Source organism: Legionella moravica DSM 19234 (assembly GCF_000423305.1).
GTDB classification, from domain to species: domain Bacteria; phylum Pseudomonadota; class Gammaproteobacteria; order Legionellales; family Legionellaceae; genus Legionella; species Legionella moravica.
In genome coordinates this window covers 1-16,900 of record NZ_AUHS01000041.1, presented here as the reverse complement: position 1 = coordinate 16,900, position 16,900 = coordinate 1, and the positions used below count along the sequence as shown (strand labels likewise).

Below are 16,900 nucleotides of genomic sequence, written 5' to 3'. Positions count from 1 at the left end.
GCAGTTCGAAGTGAAATTGAAAAATCTGTGCCCATTTCTAGATTAAGTCTTGTCTAAACAAACTTCAGGGACGTTGCCTAGTTGATTTAAAAATTTTTTCAACCCGTACGACACTTGTTGTCTTCGGGAAGTTCAAAAAGGTAATTCCGAATGCAATGAAGGATCTCCTGAAGGACTTACTGCGCCTGTCTCGAGATCCTTTATTGATAAGTAGCATAAGCAGGAATTTACTTCCTGCTTATTATCTATTAGACAGTTCACTAAAGAAGATGATTATTTAAACGTGAACGTTTGCTCGTCGTCGCTCTCAAAATCATCGTCACTATCATGTAAGCTAACCGCACTGACTCGAGACATGTCCCGAGGAGGAAGAGCTGGTGGGGTTCTAACAGCTGGTTCTGCTGATGGAATTTGAGCTGCGGGTGTATCACTATAGCTGGAACTCACTAACACTGGAGTGCTAATTTCTGCAACTGGTGTAGGAGCCCAGAATGAATACGCTTTACTCACAAAACCACGAGTATAATCACCAAATTTGTATCCAGATGCTTGAGCGCTGGTGTTTTCAGGTGCTGATGGGGCAGATTTTGCTGCAGAAAGAAGTTCACTTCCTTTACGTACCAGGCTTCTGGTTATATCCCCAAATTTATAGCCAGGTGTTGCTTCACGTTTGGCTGCTTCAGATAAATAACCTTTTGTGGTGTTTAAAAGAATTTCTAATTGTCCTCTTGCTTCATCGCTTAATTTATTAGGGGACTCCGGTGAAAGTTCGTCATCTCGCTTTAATACATCTTTTATGAGTAATTCATAGCGAGGGCCACGCTGTAGCGGCTGAATTAATAATGAAGCAGAGTCGAGGGTAGAGATTCTTCTAAGAAATGTATCCAGTTGTTTAAAGGGTAATTGCTCAGGGGCGTCATTTGAGGTGTACTTAATTTTCAGAAACTCTTCATAAACAGACATATACGATTTAAATTCAGCAAAAAATTGTCCAATCAGATTCATCCGTTCTGCACGAAGCTGAGTCAGTTCAGCGTTACTTAATGATTGTGTCATTTCTACACTAGCATTGAAGTGTAGAGCTTCAGATAGTTCACTAAATTTTTGTGTAGCAGTTGCCAGTTTCTGAAAGATCTCTGGGCCTTCTGCAAAAAATGGTTGCTTGGTAGCTTGGCTAAATTGCTCTAATGAAGTTTGGTATGTTTTTTCTGTATCTAACATTTCTTGAATTACACGATTACTGATCATTTAACACTCCCGATATTGATGGCTTTTTAATTGATCTCAATTTGATCAATTTGGTGTTACAGGAGTCAGATTATATCAGGTAATCATTAAGAGAAAGTTAAGAGTAAATTAAGGGAAAATTAACAAAATATTTATTATTGTAGTTTCACAATAAATTAAAAGAACTTGGTCACGAACGCAATGAGGGATCTCCTGGTTACGCAGGAGATCAACTGAATGGGTTTAAAATAAATTTTCTTCAACTGGAGCCAGATGTTCATCAGAATTGTTGTTATTAGCATTATAGACTGGAGTAGGATCTTCCTCTGCAGGTACTTCCTTGTCGCGGAAATACTCGATAATGCCATTTTCCTGATTGGGCTTGGCCAGGAGACCGCTCACAGGATCAATTCTTACAGCAACTACATTTTCGGGTTGTCTTAATTCACTTTCAGGTTTGCCCTTTAGTGCTTCTCGCATGAAATCTATCCACAAGGGCAGGGCGAGATTTGCGGCATATTCATGCAAGGATTTGGGATTATCAAAACCAACCCATGTAGTAACGACCAAATCAGAGTTAAATCCTGCAAACCAGGCATCGACCTGATCATTGGTTGTTCCGGTTTTACCTGCGATATCCTGACGATTGAGTACTCGAGCTGCCCTTGCTGTACCGTGTTGTATGACATCTTTGAGGGCTGAATTCATTAAAAAGGCAATGTCTTCAGGTATCACACGTGGTGCCAGCATGGAGGTATCTACTTGTTCCTTATCGCAAGGATCACATACTACTGTTGGCTTGGCTTGTAGTAAAATTTTACCGTCTGCATCAGTAATATGATCAATGAGATATGGTTCTACTTTATAACCACCATTGGCAAAGACCGCATAGGCTGTAGTCAGCTCCATAGGGCTAATGGATAAGCTGCCTAAGGCTAATGATAGCGCTTTGGGCAGGGATTTTTTAGTAAAGCCAAATCGGGTCAGGAAATCAATCGTATAATCTAGGCCAATATCATCAAGGATTCTGATGGACACCAGATTTTTAGATTGAACCAGAGCTTGTTTCAGGCGAGTTGGCCCATTGAATTTAAGATTGACATTATGTGGCCGCCAGAGATTAGGCTGACTTGGGTCATCTACAACGATGGGGGCATCATTAATTAATGTTGCCAGATTATAGCCATTATTTAAGGCTGCAGCATAAACAAAAGGCTTGAAACTGGAGCCTGGTTGTCTGCTGGATTGTGTTGCCCGGTTGAATTTGCTCTTTTGGAAATTAAAGCCGCCAACCAGAACCTCTATTGCTCCATTTTTAGGATTAAGAGCAACCAATGCGGATTCGGCTTCTGGAATTTGAGCCAGTTCCCAGTGCTTTTCAGTTGAGTGGACATAAACTATATCACCAACTGCAACGATTTGCTGCGCCTTGACAGGTGATTTACCTACCCAGCCTCGTTTAAGAGCAGGGCGTGCCCAGGATAAGCCTTCCCATGGAATGATGATTGTCTGACCGTTCAGAAGGCCCGCGGTAGCTTCCTTTTCACCGACTTCCGTAATAACAGCAGGTACCAGTGTATTCAGTTCAGGGTACTGCCTTAAGTATTTTTGTCTCATTTCGGGGGTTTGGCTGTCTTTTTCCCCTATAGTCGCTACCGGGCCTCGATAACCGTGCCGATGATCATAGGCAATCAAATTCTTTTCAACAACTTCGTTGGCCTTATTTTGTAGTTTGCCATCAATGGTAGTGTATACTTTGTACCCTTTGGTATAAGCATCAGGGCCAAAATTGTCATATAGGGATTGACGGATCATTTCTGCAACATAGGGGGCGCTTACTTCAATGTTGGTACCATGGTATTTTGCAGTAATGGGTTGGTTTATCGCATTTTGGTATTGCTCTTCATTAATATAGTGCTCTTCCAATAAGCGTTCCAATACATGGTCTCGCCGCTTTTTAGCTGCCAAAGGATTAGCGATAGGATTTTGAGTCGAAGGGGCTTGTGGAAGACCGGCTATCATTGCCAGCTCTGCCAGATTCAGTTCATTAAGTGGCTTGCCAAAATACACCATGGCAGCAGCACCTACACCATAGGCACGATTACCCAGATATATTCGGTTCAGGTAAAGCTCTAAAATCTTCTCTTTACTGAGTTCTCTATCGATTTTAATCGCTAGCATGATTTCATTGAACTTACGCAAAAAGGTTTTTTTGCGGCTTAAAAAGAAATTACGAGCTACCTGCATGGTGATGGTACTGCCACCTTGAGATTTTGTACCGGTTTTTAGCATACGCACTGCAGCGCGTCCCAACCCCATTACATCAACGCCAGGATGTTCAAAAAACCGCTGATCTTCTGTTGCAATCAGGGCATGAACCAGGGTTTGCGGGATTTCTTCATAAGTTAGAGGAATACGTTTTTTTTCACCGTATTCTTGAATCAACAAGCCTTCTTTACTGAATATCTGCAAAGGAACTTGTAATTGAACTGTTTTGAGCGAATCTACATTAGGGAGCTGACTTTCAAGATAAAGATATAAAAGACTGCCAGCCACTAATAAAAGAAAAAACAGGCTCATCAGCGCCCAAAGACCTTTACGCCAGAAGTATGCCATTTTTTTCATAGAATTATGTTATCTTTGAAGGTGAATAATCATGCATTATACAGCGATTCTTTATCATATTGCGAGTTTTGTTGCAAAATGACTGGAATTCTCAATGAATATTGGTTATGGAGCGTTGAAAAATTCGAAAATCGGGCGTAACAATGTTTATTTTAAGGTCTTTTTATAATTGACTTGTTTAATAAGTTGCAAACGCCCAAGTACAGCGGTTTCTCTTTGCCTGTAGATCAATGGTTAAAGGATCCAGAACAAATTTACAAGAAATGGGATGGTTCAATAACCGACAGTGTGATTCATTGGCTTTGTCATAAAACCAATGAATCAATAACGAACTATTCAATTACACCCGGATTTGGCGCGCTTGGCGTTGAAGAGTCCGGATTATCAAGAACTCTTGGAAATCTTCCCAAGGCAAATAATGCAGGACTATAGCCAAATGCACCAAAGAGTGGTCTTGGCCTTTGGAGTGGTTCGGCAAGAATTTTGCTCTGCTCCTCTATTTTTTCTTCCTGCGCTTGAATCTGTGCTTTTTGCTGTTCAATCGTTTCGAGAAGTTGTCGAATGGTTTCCTCGTGTTGTTTGATCAGGGCGTTTTGTTGCGCTGAACTGGATTGTATTTCTTCCTCTTTTAATGCACTCTGGTCACTGATCTGTCTTAAGCAGGTATTTTCTTTTTCTAAATGCCGATTTTTTGCCAGTAATTCAGGGACTAGCAAGGCATTTTGATGTTCTGAACAGATTCGATAAGCGAATTCATCATATCGTTCATCAGGGAATGCATAGGAAATATTCAGCGTTTCTAAAACTTCCTCTCTTAAAAAAATACCTGAATTACAAAAATAATCGCCAACATAACGTTCATTTATACAACCGGATAGGGCAATTTTTCCTCCAGGAGCTATATCGGTTTGATGCTGAGTCACTTCATAGCTTCCGCTTTTTTTAGTGGATAAAAGGCCCTTAATATCGATAAGCAATTTGAATATTTGATTTTTATAGTCAGCAAACTCTTCTTCGGAAAAAGCTTCGCTTTTGTTTAGAAAGGATTTGATTAGCACTATCTCATTTAAAATGTAGGAAAGAAATGGCCTTCGATCGGGATATCCTGTAGTGCAAGTAGTAATTATTTCTTTTAACCTTGTTGAGAAATAAAGCGGATCATCCTGATTCTGGATAATTTCTATTGCTAAAGCTCTGGATTTTAATCGTGCATCGGGTATATCTTTAGCATTAATGAGTTTTTTTCCCATTAAATTGTCGTGATAGCGGATAATTACTGTTGTTAAAGAATAAAGCAACTCTTCTAATCTAATCATTTAAAACTCCTTTTAAAACATAAATCTATACTCTAAATGTGAAAATCAATAACAGCTTGGTTTTTCACTATATTAAATGTTTTGCTGGAGCGCAAGTATTTGTTTGCTAGTACATTAAAAGTAAAATTAATACAAAAAGAATGTTAATTTTACTGCTATCACGTACTTTTTGTTGGCAGTACGACTTATTTGATACGTATATAGTCAAATCCATGGTAATGGCTTAAATAGAAACCCGATGACTTAGCATTAAATCCGGTCATCCATTGCACCTGAGCGCTCTGAACTAACTGTAAATACAGCAATTGCCTCAGGCCAATAAGCCATTATAAATTTAAGCCAAAAAACCCAAATCCGGGTGTCACTGGGTTACTGGCATCATTTGACGACAATATCTTCAAATCATCAACCTTTTGAGTCAGATACTCAATGGTTTCTTCATGCCGCTGAATGGTTTTTTTTAGATGCGATTCGCTGGATTTGAGCATGCTGTATTGATGAAAGAGCAAATATAGGGCTAATTGCTGTTTTGAAATGGTTGATTTTAATTTTTTTTCAATCTCTTTGGATTCTTCGAGTTGCACTTTAATTTCATGATGTTCAGTACTTGATAAAACACTGAGTGCTTCTTTTGGGGTGGTTAACTCAGCGACTAATAAGGTATTTTGATGTTCTTGACAGAGTTGTTGAGCAAATTCATTAAGTTCCATATCAGTAGAATCCAAATCCAGATTGTACCGATCCATTAGTTCTTCTTTCAAAAAAATACCGGAGTTACATAATTGGCCGCTGTTTAAATAACTGGTGTCTATTAATCCCTCGAGAGAGGTTTTTCCTCCCGGGTTTGTTGCTGTTTTATGCTGGGTGATTACGGACGTTGTACCTTTGAAGGTTGATAATAACCCCTTAAACCCCTTTAGCATTTCTATTATCTGCTGCTTATATTCCTCTAACTGACTCGGGCTGAATGAGTTTTGATGATCAATGATGAGTTTCAGAGAACTAAGTTCATTCAATATAAATGAGAGAAATGGCCGTCTATCCGGGTGGTGTTTGGGACACTCTGTAATTAAAGAATCAAAGCGTTCTTTAAAATCGGTCTTACTGTCGTTGATTATTCTTTTCGCTAAAATTCGCGATTGTTTTCTTACAAGAGATTCGTCACTTTCATTTATCAGAATTTTCACACCGGATTGTTTGTCATGATATCTTATAATTACGGTGGCTAATGAGTAGAGTAAATCTTCAGATCTTGTCATTTAAAACTCCCTTTAAATGCAAAAAAGCAAGGTATTTGTGGTAATCCCATACACATTGATTGTTCACTATATTTAATGATTTGGCCCAGTGCAAGTTTTTAATTCCTATAAACACATGGGGGTTCAGTATGCGTGTATCCGTTGATGATATTGTGTGATTTTTCCTGAATAAATAAAGAAATGGATGTCGGGGGAGAGCATGACATCCATTGAGAATAAAACTGGGGGTATCTGATTATCTTATGAACTAGCTAAGATTTAGAGGGCTTAATCAACTCTTGCAGTACCTCCTGTCCTTTGTACAACAATGCCCCGGCGATTGTCGTCGTTATTGTTCGAGGTATTGCTCCTTTGAAGAAAAATCCAAGCCGCTGAACTGCACCTCCAGTGCTCGGCTGATTCCAGATGGCTTTGGCATGCTGCAGATAACTTTTTTCAGTAACAGGTTCAGTAAGTCCCTGCTGTTTTCTGAATCGCAGTTGATACAAGGGTGTGCTAAAAAAGCCATAGGATCCAGCAGTTAACACCAATGCCATGCCTTCCGCCTGTTCTTTTTTAATTCCTTTTGATTGAAAATATTGAGCAAGTGTCGGTATGGCGGTCAAGTATACAGTAGACCAAAGTCCTTCTCTCATCATGATACTACCCCCTCCCTGAAACAGGGCACGATAACCATTATGTTCGATTATTTTCTGTCGTGTTTCCCGTGATGATGGAAGTTTTGCCAGTTGTTTATTCTGGGCTATCCCTTCAAAGGGTGTGCTTGCCAATCCTGAAAATGCCCCTGCGGTAAAAGAAGTGGCAAATTCATACAAAGGAGAAACCTGCTGGCTTTCGGGTTGCATCAGTCTTTTAAGTACAAAGACTACGGCATAGGATGGGATTGCTGAACTTGCATATTCAAATGATCCTGACATGGCAAATCGCAATTGCATTGTTTTTCCATTCAAAACATGATTTGTCCAGTTTAATCCTGGGGTGACCAAGGTCATTACTCCAGCGCCTAGCAAGGGGCCTTGTACAAAGGGAAGTTGTAGGTATCGTTTCCAGATAGGCTGTTCAGACATGTCTTTTTTTGATTGCATAATCGTACCTCATAATGAATTAAAAACTGAGTGTTTGTTCTGCAGGTGATCCACGCCCAGCAGGCGCAGAAATAAACCCTACCAGGCGATAGACTCAAAGAGGATAACGATTAATAAAGATAAAATTTGACCAATTACCAGGGCAGGCAACAAATTAATCGTGTTGTTAGTGGTGAAATTGGTCATTTAATTTGTGTTGTGTTTATTATTTGTTCTTGAAGCCTATCACTGATAAATCTATTGTTCAATAGTTGGATTAAAAAATATTGGTTCTAGACCTTGGGTCGTTTTGACCAATCTGATTTCGACTTCCCGTGGCGCTTAATATGATGATGATGAATGATCAACATAACTCACTTAATCTAAAGAAAAAATAACTGATTCTAAACGATTCCAATTTCCAGCTGCATACGTTAACATCTTAAGAAGTAACGTGGCGGTAAAAGGTTGTTAAATCAGAGCGCTTTTGGGGCTACAAAGGAGATACAGGGAGATAAATCTGGTGCTCAAACTGTTTAAACCTAAACATCGTTCGATTCTCGGCATTGATATCAGTTCTTCAGCGGTGAAAATACTGGAAATTTCAGGTTCTGGAGATGAACTGTGCGTGCAGGGATATGGACGACAATTAGTTCCCCCCAACGCTCTTGATGGTAACGTAATCAAGGATGTAGACGCCGTCGCCAGTACTATAAAAAAATTGATTAGCAGTGCCAGGTTGAATTGTAAACAGGTAGCTCTTGCCGTTCCCGACTCGGCCGTGATCAGTAAAATAGTTCAAATTAACGATGGCTTGACTGATATGGAAATGGAAGAACTGGTGGTCATAGAAGCCGATAAATACATTCCCTATCCAATTGATGAAATTAACCTTGATTTTGAGATTTTAGGGCACTCTGCAAAAAATTCCGCAATGTTGGACGTATTGATTGTTGCTTCTCGGGCTGAAAATGTGAACAGCCGCGTCGAGGCCGTAACTCGTGCGGGCCTGGAAGCAAAAATTGTCGATGTTGAATCTTATGCGGTAGAACGGGCTGCTCAACAACTGTCATCGGAATTACCCGCCGGAGGACAAGATAAGATAGTCGCGATCATCGATATTGGTGCTAACTATACTCACCTTTTTGTATTGCATGGGATGAAACTGATCTTCTCAAGAGAAGAAAAATTTGGTGGCATGCAGTTAATCGAAGCAATAGCTGAACATTATAATATGTCTTCTGAACAGGCGTTAATTGCAAAAGAAGAAGGGAAATTGCCTCCTGATTTTGATACTGAGGTTCTTGAACCCTTTAAAGATATGGTTTTGTTGCAAATTAAGCGAACTCTACAGTTTTTTTATTCTACCAGTCAACATGGTTTTGTTGATCACATTTTGTTGGCAGGGGGCTTGGCTCGTCAGCCGGGATTAGCTCTTCTGATTCAAGAGCAACTAGGCGTATCCACCACAGTGGCCAACCCATTATCACATATGTCATTTGGAAAAATGGTCAATTTGGAATCCATAAATAATGATGCTCCTGCTTTAATGGTTGCTTGCGGGCTGGCACTGAGGCATTTAGAGTGAACCATGACTGAAATTAATCTGCTACCATGGCGTGAACACAAGCGAGAGCAAGAAAAGAAGCTCTTTACAACCATGTCTCTGATAGGGATAGTGTGTGCAGCAGTCATTGTCTTTTTAATTAATTCGTACGCGGTTCATCTGGTAAACAATCAAACAGCACGGAATCAAATGCTACAAAAGGAAATTTCCAGTTTAGATGAACAGATAAAGGAAATTAAAGCATTAAAACAAATCCGTGAGGGATTAATCTCCCGAATGTCCATTGTTCAGAATTTACAATCGACACGAACTCTTACGGTTCATTTATTTGATGAATTAATTAAAGTGATGCCCTCCGGGATTTATGTAACCAAACTGGAGCGACAAAATGATATCGTAACAGTATGGGGATATGCTGAATCAAATACTAATATTTCCATACTCATGCGAAGTATAGAAAACAACGCCTGGATTCAATCACCAGTGTTAACCGAGATTAAGAAAATGGATGATACCAAGCAAGCGGCAGATAATGAATTTAAATTAAGCTTTATGCTTAAATCTAAATACTAGACTGGTAACCCTATTACGAATACAGTCAATATAAGCGAACTCACTCTGGAAAATGTAGGTCAATGGCCTACGGCGGTTAAAATTGGGGTAATTGCCGGACTGAGTTTTTTGATCATTGCATTAGGCTATTGGTTAGTAGTTAAAGCTAATTTTGAACAGTATGAGACTCTGCAGACTCAGGAGGCAACTTTAAGGGAAGAGTTTGAAAAGAAACAGCATCAAGCCTCCAATTTGCAAGCGTACAGAAATCAATTACAACTTATGAACGAACGTTTTGGTACTATGCTGAGGCAATTACCTGCCAAGAATGAGATGCCTGGATTGTTGGAGGAAATTTCTAAAACCGGTGTGACATCGGGATTAAATTTTGAGTTATTTGCACCGCAAGCTGAAGTAGTTCATGATTTCTATATTGAATTGCCGATTAAAATTACAGTAGTGGGTACTTACATGCAGTTGGCCATTTTTTTAAGCCGCGTAGCGGAAATGAACAGAATTGTGACTTTGCATGAATTTACTATCCAAGGGGAATCTTCTAAAGACAGTAAAACCGTTTCAGAGGATGAATTAGTGATGAACATCACAGCTAAAATATATCGATACCGAGCACAATGATCAAATATAAAGAGCGGATACATGCAGTGCTACTAGGAGCCTTATCATTGATGCTCAGCGCCTGTTCGGGTGATAATAGTGATTTGGTGAAGTACATCAATGACATAAAATCGCGCCCTAGCAAACCGATAGAGCCTATACCTAAATTCGCCCCTTTGCCCGTTTTTAAATTTCCTGACAATGATCAACGGCGCAGTCCTTTTAAACCCGTAGTTTTGAAGAAAAATGCCGATTTGTATGCTCCTGATCAAAAGAGATTAAAACAGCCGCTGGAAGCATATCCTCTGGATGCATTAAAATTTGTCGGGATATTAGAGCGAGATTCTGTTATCTGGGCCTTGATAAAACAACCCGATCAGCAAATAACTCGAGTCAGAGTTGGGGATTATATGGGACAAAATTACGGCCGAATAATTATTATCACACAAGAATTGATTAAACTTGAAGAAACTGTAAAAGATACAGGGTCGTGGGAAAAGAAAATAACCACAATTAAATTGGATACTGGCAAGTAGGAGCGCAGGGTGCGGAAGATTATCGCTATTTTGATTATGTTAGGTGCTGGTTTCGGTGTGGCATTTTCCCAGGAAAATTCGTTGACCTCTGTCAAACTAATTCCATTACCCGAAGATAGGGTACGTATCGATTTTCAATTTACTCATCCCCTAAAGCAGCTTCCTGCAAGTTTCATTACGCAGAAACCAGCGCGGATAGTACTCGATTTTATTAAGACTGATATGCAACTACCTTCCGATCAGAAGATGAAAAAAGTGGAGTTGGGATCTTTAAAATCCTACACTGTTGTTGCTGTGGCAGATAGAGTAAGAGCAATATTGGATCTGCAACGTACCGTTTCTTATTCCGGTAGTTCTGCCGGGAATATTTATAGCCTGGTTTTAAACGGTAAGAGTAATGAAATATATCAGAACAATAAAGAGATATTCATCACCAATCAGGTTGTGAATGCAAAGCATCAAATCAATCACATTGATTTTCGCGGTATAGAAAAGCAGGGCGGACGAGTGCTTATAGACGTTTCCGACGCCAGTATTCCAATTGACGTAACTCAGGTTGGGAAGGAAGTGGTTGTTAATTTTATTAATACCAAAATCCCCACTAATTTGATGAAACGATTTGATGTTGCTGACTTTCATAGCCCGGCTCAGGTGATTACGATGCAACAGGACGGTAAAAATGTTCGTATGACCATTCTGAACAAAGGGGACTATGGACATTTTGTGTATCAGGTGAACAAGCAATTCATGGTTGATATCTTCCCTTTGACTGCGGAAGAAGTTCAGCAGGCAAAGCTTAAAAAGCAAGTGTTTACTGGTAAGCGGATTTCCCTGAATTTCCAGAACATCAATATTCGTGCCGTTCTGCAGTTACTGGCTGATTTTACTGGGATTAATATGGTGGTGAGCGATAAAGTCCAGGGGGATATTACCCTTCGCTTGAATGATACCCCCTGGGATCAGGCTTTGGATATTATATTGACCACTCAGGGATTGGATAAGCGTAAAACCGGTAATGTCATGTTGATAGATACCAAGGCGTCCTTGGATAAAATGGAAGAGGATGAGCTTAAAAGCCAACAGACTATCGAGAAGCTTGAACCGATTCGATCTGATTTGATTCAAATTAATTATGCAAAAGCTTCAGACATTGCAATATTGATTAAAGACAAAACAAACTCACTTTTATCTCCCAGAGGTAAAATCAGTGTTGATGCCAGGACCAATACTCTTTGGATTCAGGACACCGGTCTTAAAATTGAAGAGGTCAGGGAGTTAATCAAACAATTGGATGTCGCTGTTAAACAGGTTCAAATTGAAGCTAGAATTGTTGAGGTAAATAAAAATTTCAGTCAAGACCTTGGTATTCGATGGGGGGTTTCCAAACCGACTCATTTAAGCGGTACATTACAGGGGGCAAATCAGTTGCAATTGCCTCAGGGTATAGCTAACCCGGCAAACGTGCCAATAGCCCAGCGTTTAAACCTGGATTTGGTTGCTGCTCCGAGTAATGCCATACCTGCATCTGTAGGTATTGCATTGGCAAAATTGGGAGACAACATCTTATTGGATTTGGAGTTATCTGCGTTGGAGAGCCAAGGGCAAGCAGAACTGATATCAAGCCCCAGCGTTATTACTACCAATCAACAGGCAGCGGTTATTGAATCAGGTAAAGAAATACCTTATCAGGAATCAACTTCTAGTGGAGCAACCGCAGTGGCATTTAAAAAAGCGGTGTTGAGTTTGAAAGTTACCCCACAAATTACACCAGATAATAAAATCCTAATGGATTTGCAGATTAATCAGGATGCTGATTCAGGTGAGCGAGTGCTTGGAGTTCCTATTATTCTGACAAAACAGATACAGACCAATGTTTTGGTGAATAACGGGCAGACGATTGTGCTTGGTGGTATCTATAAGCAAGATAAAAATAAAGCAATTAAACGAATCCCTTTTCTGGGTGAGCTTCCCGTTGTAGGCATCTTATTCAGTAACAAACAGATAAAATTGGATAATGAGGAGTTGCTCATTTTCATTACTCCGAGGATAATAACGAATTCCTTATCGATTACAACGATTCAAGGACGTGAAAAAGAGGTCTATAAATAATCTCAATGAAGTCTATAGATCTGATAAACTATAATTATAGAGGATTTTAGTATCTATTCGTTGTAGAATAGATCACATAAATTCGTAGTCAGTATGTGTAACACCATATTCAAAAAGAATATGCGCTAAATTTAAGGCATTTCAGATGCTGTTTTATTGAAAATGGCCTATGGAATTTGTTTAATATCATAAAATCAACTAAGACGTGTATCTAATTTGTTGTTATAATGGATTTGTTAATTATGACACAACAGTTAATGAGGTATGTAAGAAAAAATGAGCATAGTTAAAGTACGAAATATTTTTCTCATTGGCCCCATGGGTGCTGGAAAAAGCACAATAGGCCGTGCTTTGGCAAAGGAGCTCAAATTAGAATTCTTTGATTCGGATGAGGTCATTGAAGAGCGTGCTGGTGCCGATATATCATGGATTTTTGATATTGAAGGGGAGGAAGGATTCAGACGTCGAGAGCAGAAAGTTATTGATGAGTTAACTCAAAAAACCAACATAGTATTAGCAACTGGTGGTGGAGTCGTCATCACTCCGGAAAACAGGAATGCTCTGGCTGGTCGCGGCACCGTAATCTACTTAAAAACGTCTTTGCAACAACAATTTGAACGAACCAAGCGTGATACCAAGCGCCCTTTATTGCAAACTGAAGATCTGGAAGGCAGATTAGAGTCCTTAAGAGACGAACGCGAGCCATTTTATGATGAGTTAGCTGATGTGAGCTTTGAAACTGATAAATTAACGGTGAAGGCTGTAGCGAATAACATTATAAAATATATCTATGGCGAAGTTTGAGGCTTATACTCAGGTTGATGTCTGTTTGCCAGGATATCAGTACCCTATCATAATTTGTCGCAAGGGTCTTAATGACGCTTCATTATTGCGGCATTGGATTCCTTCACAACAGGTACTGATAGTCACTAATGATACCATTGCTCCACTTTATTTGCCGCTCATACAATCTGCTTTTGCATCAAGTCAATGCGATGCGGTTATTTTAAAAGACGGTGAAGAGTTTAAAAACCAACAGAGCTTATTTACCATTTATGACGCATTAATTCGAAACAAGCATCATAGAGACACGACAGTCGTTGCTCTTGGTGGTGGTGTAATTGGTGATGTCGCAGGTTTTGCAGCCTCAACGTATCAGCGAGGCGTACCCTTTACTCAAATTCCTACTACATTGTTAGCGCAGATTGATGCTTCAGTTGGGGGTAAAACAGCCATTAACCATTCACTTGGTAAAAATTTGATAGGCAGCTTTTATCAGCCTAATGCTGTATTAATCGATTTAAATACCCTTGAAACTTTGCCGGACAGAGAGTTTCGTTCGGGTTTGGCGGAAATGATAAAATATTCATTGTTGGTAGGTGGTGATTTGTTATACCGTCTTTTGGATGCCTTGAAATCCGGGTTAACTCAAAACAGTTCAGAACTTCCTGACTTGATTGCTCATTGTTGTAAAATCAAGGCTGAGATTGTTGCTGGAGATGAGAGGGAATCAGGCCAACGCGCGCTTCTAAATCTTGGCCATACTTTTGCCCATGCACTTGAGGCTTACACACAGTATCAAAGGTGGCTACATGGCGAAGCTGTAGCAATAGGGTTGTATTGCGCCTCCGTTTTATCCTGCAATATGGGATTGCTGGATGCAAAAGTAGTTGAATTGGTTGAACAGATGCTGGAATATGCTCATTTACCTCACAAAATACCTAAATCAATTGATTTGAAACAATTAACGGATTTAATGAGTCTTGATAAAAAAATTAAAAACAACTGTTTACGATTTGTAGTGATTAAAGAGCCTGGTTATTGTTATCTTGATGATAAAGTAACTGCTAACTGTTTGCATAATACGCTTATGAATGCTGTAGAAGGAGAATAAAAATGATAGATGGAAAAATTCAGCCTGATACTGGTGCTGGAAATCAACCTAGAATGCTGTTTAAACCCGGATCATGGTTAGCCAAGATCGATTTCATTAATCATTTGGTTCTTTTTAACAATGTTTTGATTACTTTACTTTCCGAGAAAGAGGGTGGAAAAACATCCTTCAGTTCTTTATTACAGCAAAATCTGGATCAACAGATAAAACCTGTTTTTATGTCGATAAAGCCTCCATGCAATGAACAAGAAATCATCAGTGATATTGCCGCGCAATTGCATTTAAATGCAAGTTCAGAGACCAGTTTTGCGTCTATAGTAACCCAAATTAATGAACGCAAGGCTCATGTTTTGCTCATTATCGATGATGCGCAAAATTTGCCAGAGTCTTTTATCAAAGAGGCAATGAACGCGATTAAAAGCCAGGAAGATTTTGGCTTTTTTCATCTTTGTCTGGTTTCTGATTACTCATTGGTCGCTGCGCTTAATCAATTAGCGGTCGATCAATATAATAATTTAATTCATACCATTGAATTGGGTCCATTGAATGAGAGTGAGACAAGAACCTATATGTTGCAGCGTGCAATGGCGGGTCGTTTAATTAACAAACCGCTTACTGATGTGCAATTTAAACAGTTTTATCAGTTAACAAAAGGCAGTTTGGCAAAAATTAACTCCAATCTTGAATCCTTCATTCATAAGTGCTCAACTCAAAAAGACACTAACAAGATAGCTATTTTAAAGCGTACCGGTATGGCTTTAGGTGCTGTTGCAGTAGCGGGACTATCTTATGTTTATTTTAGTGGCATCTCTAGTGAGGAGCGATTTCCACAGATGGCGCAATTAACAACCTTGCCGTCAATATCATCAGTAGTGCGTGAAATTAAAGTCGCCCGGATTGAAACACCCATCAGTTATATCGCCTCATGGCAGGATTCTTCAACACGTCAATTGATGCATTATGCTCTTCCTAAAAAGCAGATTCTGGATGATTTGGAAGAGGGTGAACAGGAATTGAATACTGTAGCATTAGTCGATAAGGTTGTTGTTATTCCTACTGTAAAAGCAAGAAAAGAATTGATAGAAACACAACTTCCTGTTGCACAGGTAGCTGCTGTACAAGAGTCAAAACTGGTTGAGTTCAAAAAGCCTGAACCTGCAACACTGGCGAGCAAACCAGAAGTTCAACAAACTGGCAATAACCTTTATACCATTCAATTAGTAGCAAGTCATAATGAAAGTGATATTCATCGCTTTAGAGCAAATAATAAATTGTTTGCCAATACAAAGATAAGGCATTTTAAAAATGCAAAAGGCAGCTGGTATATACTGACTTATGGTGAATATGACAGTAGAACATTGGCTCAACGTACGACTAATCAATTACCTCCTGAGTTGGCTAAATTAAAACCCTGGATCAGGCCTGTAGCTGGGCTCTCCAATATCGGTTGATCCCTAAGACGGTCATATTGGGCACATCTTAAGCGAAAAAGCCCGAGAAAAATGTTCACATACTTGATGTATGCTGCGCTTTTTCTCGGGCTTTTTCGCTTAACCTGCACTCAAAGGATTACTCGTCATCCCGAGCATAGCGAGGGATCTCCACGCGGTGGCGTAATTTTTAAAGTATCGATTGGTATAAATCGTTCCAATTAGAATTGAATGAATTAACAAGATCATTCTTTTTGTTTCGTGACCAACCTTTTATCTGTTTCTCACGTTCAATAGCTAAAACAATTGTGTCGAAAATTTCATAATAGACAAGCCGATCTACATTGTATTTTTGGGTAAAACCTTTTATCAATTTATTTTTATGCTCATAAATACGACGTATCAGATTATTGGTGACACCAACATATAAAACAGTGTTATAAGCATTTGCTACAAAGTACATATACGATTGGTTTTGCATAAAATGTTCCTTTTTGGTGTGGACTATTTACCCTGATTATGATTATTAGGGGATAAATATAATATCAGAGGAAATAACCTGAAACGTAGCATGCTTTAATGTCGTATAATTTTAAGCTCTGTTTCCAGCCACATTCAGGAGATCCCTCGCTTCACTCGGGATGACGGTTTTTATTCGTCATCCAGAATGCATTCGTCATCCAGAATGTACACGTCATCCTGAACG

The 16,900-nt window shown here is 39.4% G+C and carries 14 protein-coding genes; 8 read left to right on the top strand and 6 right to left on the bottom strand.

Going from position 1 to position 16,900, the window contains the following annotated elements; translation table 11 throughout:
• Nucleotides 1-273 precede the first annotated feature (273 nt).
• The 5 genes from G543_RS0109825 to G543_RS0109805 all read right to left on the bottom strand — a co-directional run bounded on the left by G543_RS0109825 (nt 274) and on the right by G543_RS0109805 (nt 7,512).
• The gene (locus G543_RS0109825) at nt 274-1,248 is read right to left on the bottom strand and encodes a RhoGEF domain-containing protein (protein WP_028384368.1); all 975 of its coding nucleotides are present in this window, start codon (nt 1,246-1,248) and stop codon (nt 274-276) included.
• A 222-nt stretch (nt 1,249-1,470) separates the two neighbouring features.
• Nucleotides 1,471-3,852: a penicillin-binding protein 1A gene (locus tag G543_RS0109820; RefSeq protein WP_028384367.1), complete on the bottom strand. Its 2,382-nt coding sequence runs from the start codon at nt 3,850-3,852 to the stop codon at nt 1,471-1,473.
• Nucleotides 3,853-4,184: 332 nt separating this feature from the next.
• Nucleotides 4,185-5,168, bottom strand: coding sequence for a hypothetical protein (locus tag G543_RS17630; protein ID WP_051190666.1), 984 nt, complete (start codon nt 5,166-5,168; stop codon nt 4,185-4,187).
• Between the two features lie 326 nt (nt 5,169-5,494).
• The gene (locus G543_RS17625) at nt 5,495-6,427 is read right to left on the bottom strand and encodes a hypothetical protein (protein ID WP_051190665.1); all 933 of its coding nucleotides are present in this window, start codon (nt 6,425-6,427) and stop codon (nt 5,495-5,497) included.
• Between the two features lie 251 nt (nt 6,428-6,678).
• The gene (locus G543_RS0109805; protein ID WP_028384366.1) at nt 6,679-7,512 is read right to left on the bottom strand and encodes an MC/SLC25 family protein; all 834 of its coding nucleotides are present in this window, start codon (nt 7,510-7,512) and stop codon (nt 6,679-6,681) included.
• A 502-nt stretch (nt 7,513-8,014) separates the two neighbouring features.
• Here G543_RS0109805 and pilM point away from each other — a divergent pair.
• The 8 genes from pilM to G543_RS0109765 all read left to right on the top strand — a co-directional run bounded on the left by pilM (nt 8,015) and on the right by G543_RS0109765 (nt 16,215).
• On the top strand, nt 8,015-9,079 hold the full coding sequence (pilM, locus tag G543_RS0109800; RefSeq protein WP_028384365.1) for a type IV pilus assembly protein PilM: 1,065 nt from the start codon (nt 8,015-8,017) through the stop codon (nt 9,077-9,079).
• Between the two features lie 3 nt (nt 9,080-9,082).
• Nucleotides 9,083-9,631: a PilN domain-containing protein gene (locus tag G543_RS0109795; RefSeq protein ID WP_028384364.1), complete on the top strand. Its 549-nt coding sequence runs from the start codon at nt 9,083-9,085 to the stop codon at nt 9,629-9,631.
• Between the two features lie 12 nt (nt 9,632-9,643).
• Nucleotides 9,644-10,246 carry a type IV pilus inner membrane component PilO gene (locus G543_RS0109790; RefSeq protein WP_028384363.1) on the top strand — a complete coding sequence of 201 codons (603 nt, stop codon included), beginning with the start codon at nt 9,644-9,646 and terminating at the stop codon, nt 10,244-10,246.
• Nucleotides 10,243-10,761, top strand: coding sequence for a pilus assembly protein PilP (locus G543_RS0109785; protein ID WP_028384362.1), 519 nt, complete (start codon nt 10,243-10,245; stop codon nt 10,759-10,761). Before G543_RS0109790 ends, G543_RS0109785 begins: the two co-directional genes overlap by 4 nt.
• Nucleotides 10,762-10,770: 9 nt before the next feature.
• A complete protein-coding gene (locus tag G543_RS0109780) occupies nt 10,771-12,870 on the top strand; it encodes a type IV pilus secretin PilQ (protein WP_028384361.1) in 2,100 nt (699 codons plus the stop codon).
• Between the two features lie 276 nt (nt 12,871-13,146).
• Nucleotides 13,147-13,674: a shikimate kinase AroK gene (gene aroK / locus G543_RS0109775; protein WP_018576163.1), complete on the top strand. Its 528-nt coding sequence runs from the start codon at nt 13,147-13,149 to the stop codon at nt 13,672-13,674.
• Nucleotides 13,661-14,764 (top strand): 3-dehydroquinate synthase, encoded by a 1,104-nt coding sequence (aroB, locus tag G543_RS0109770; RefSeq protein ID WP_028384360.1) that lies wholly within the window; start codon nt 13,661-13,663, stop codon nt 14,762-14,764. Before aroK ends, aroB begins: the two co-directional genes overlap by 14 nt.
• 2 nt (nt 14,765-14,766) lie before the next feature.
• Nucleotides 14,767-16,215, top strand: a complete 1,449-nt coding sequence (locus G543_RS0109765; RefSeq protein WP_028384359.1) for an SPOR domain-containing protein — start codon at nt 14,767-14,769, stop codon at nt 16,213-16,215.
• A gap of 169 nt (nt 16,216-16,384) precedes the next feature.
• Here G543_RS0109765 and G543_RS0109760 read toward each other — a convergent pair whose 3' ends face one another.
• Complete coding sequence (locus G543_RS0109760) at nt 16,385-16,675, bottom strand: GIY-YIG nuclease family protein (protein WP_028384358.1); 291 nt, start codon at nt 16,673-16,675, stop codon at nt 16,385-16,387.
• Nucleotides 16,676-16,900 lie beyond the last annotated feature (225 nt).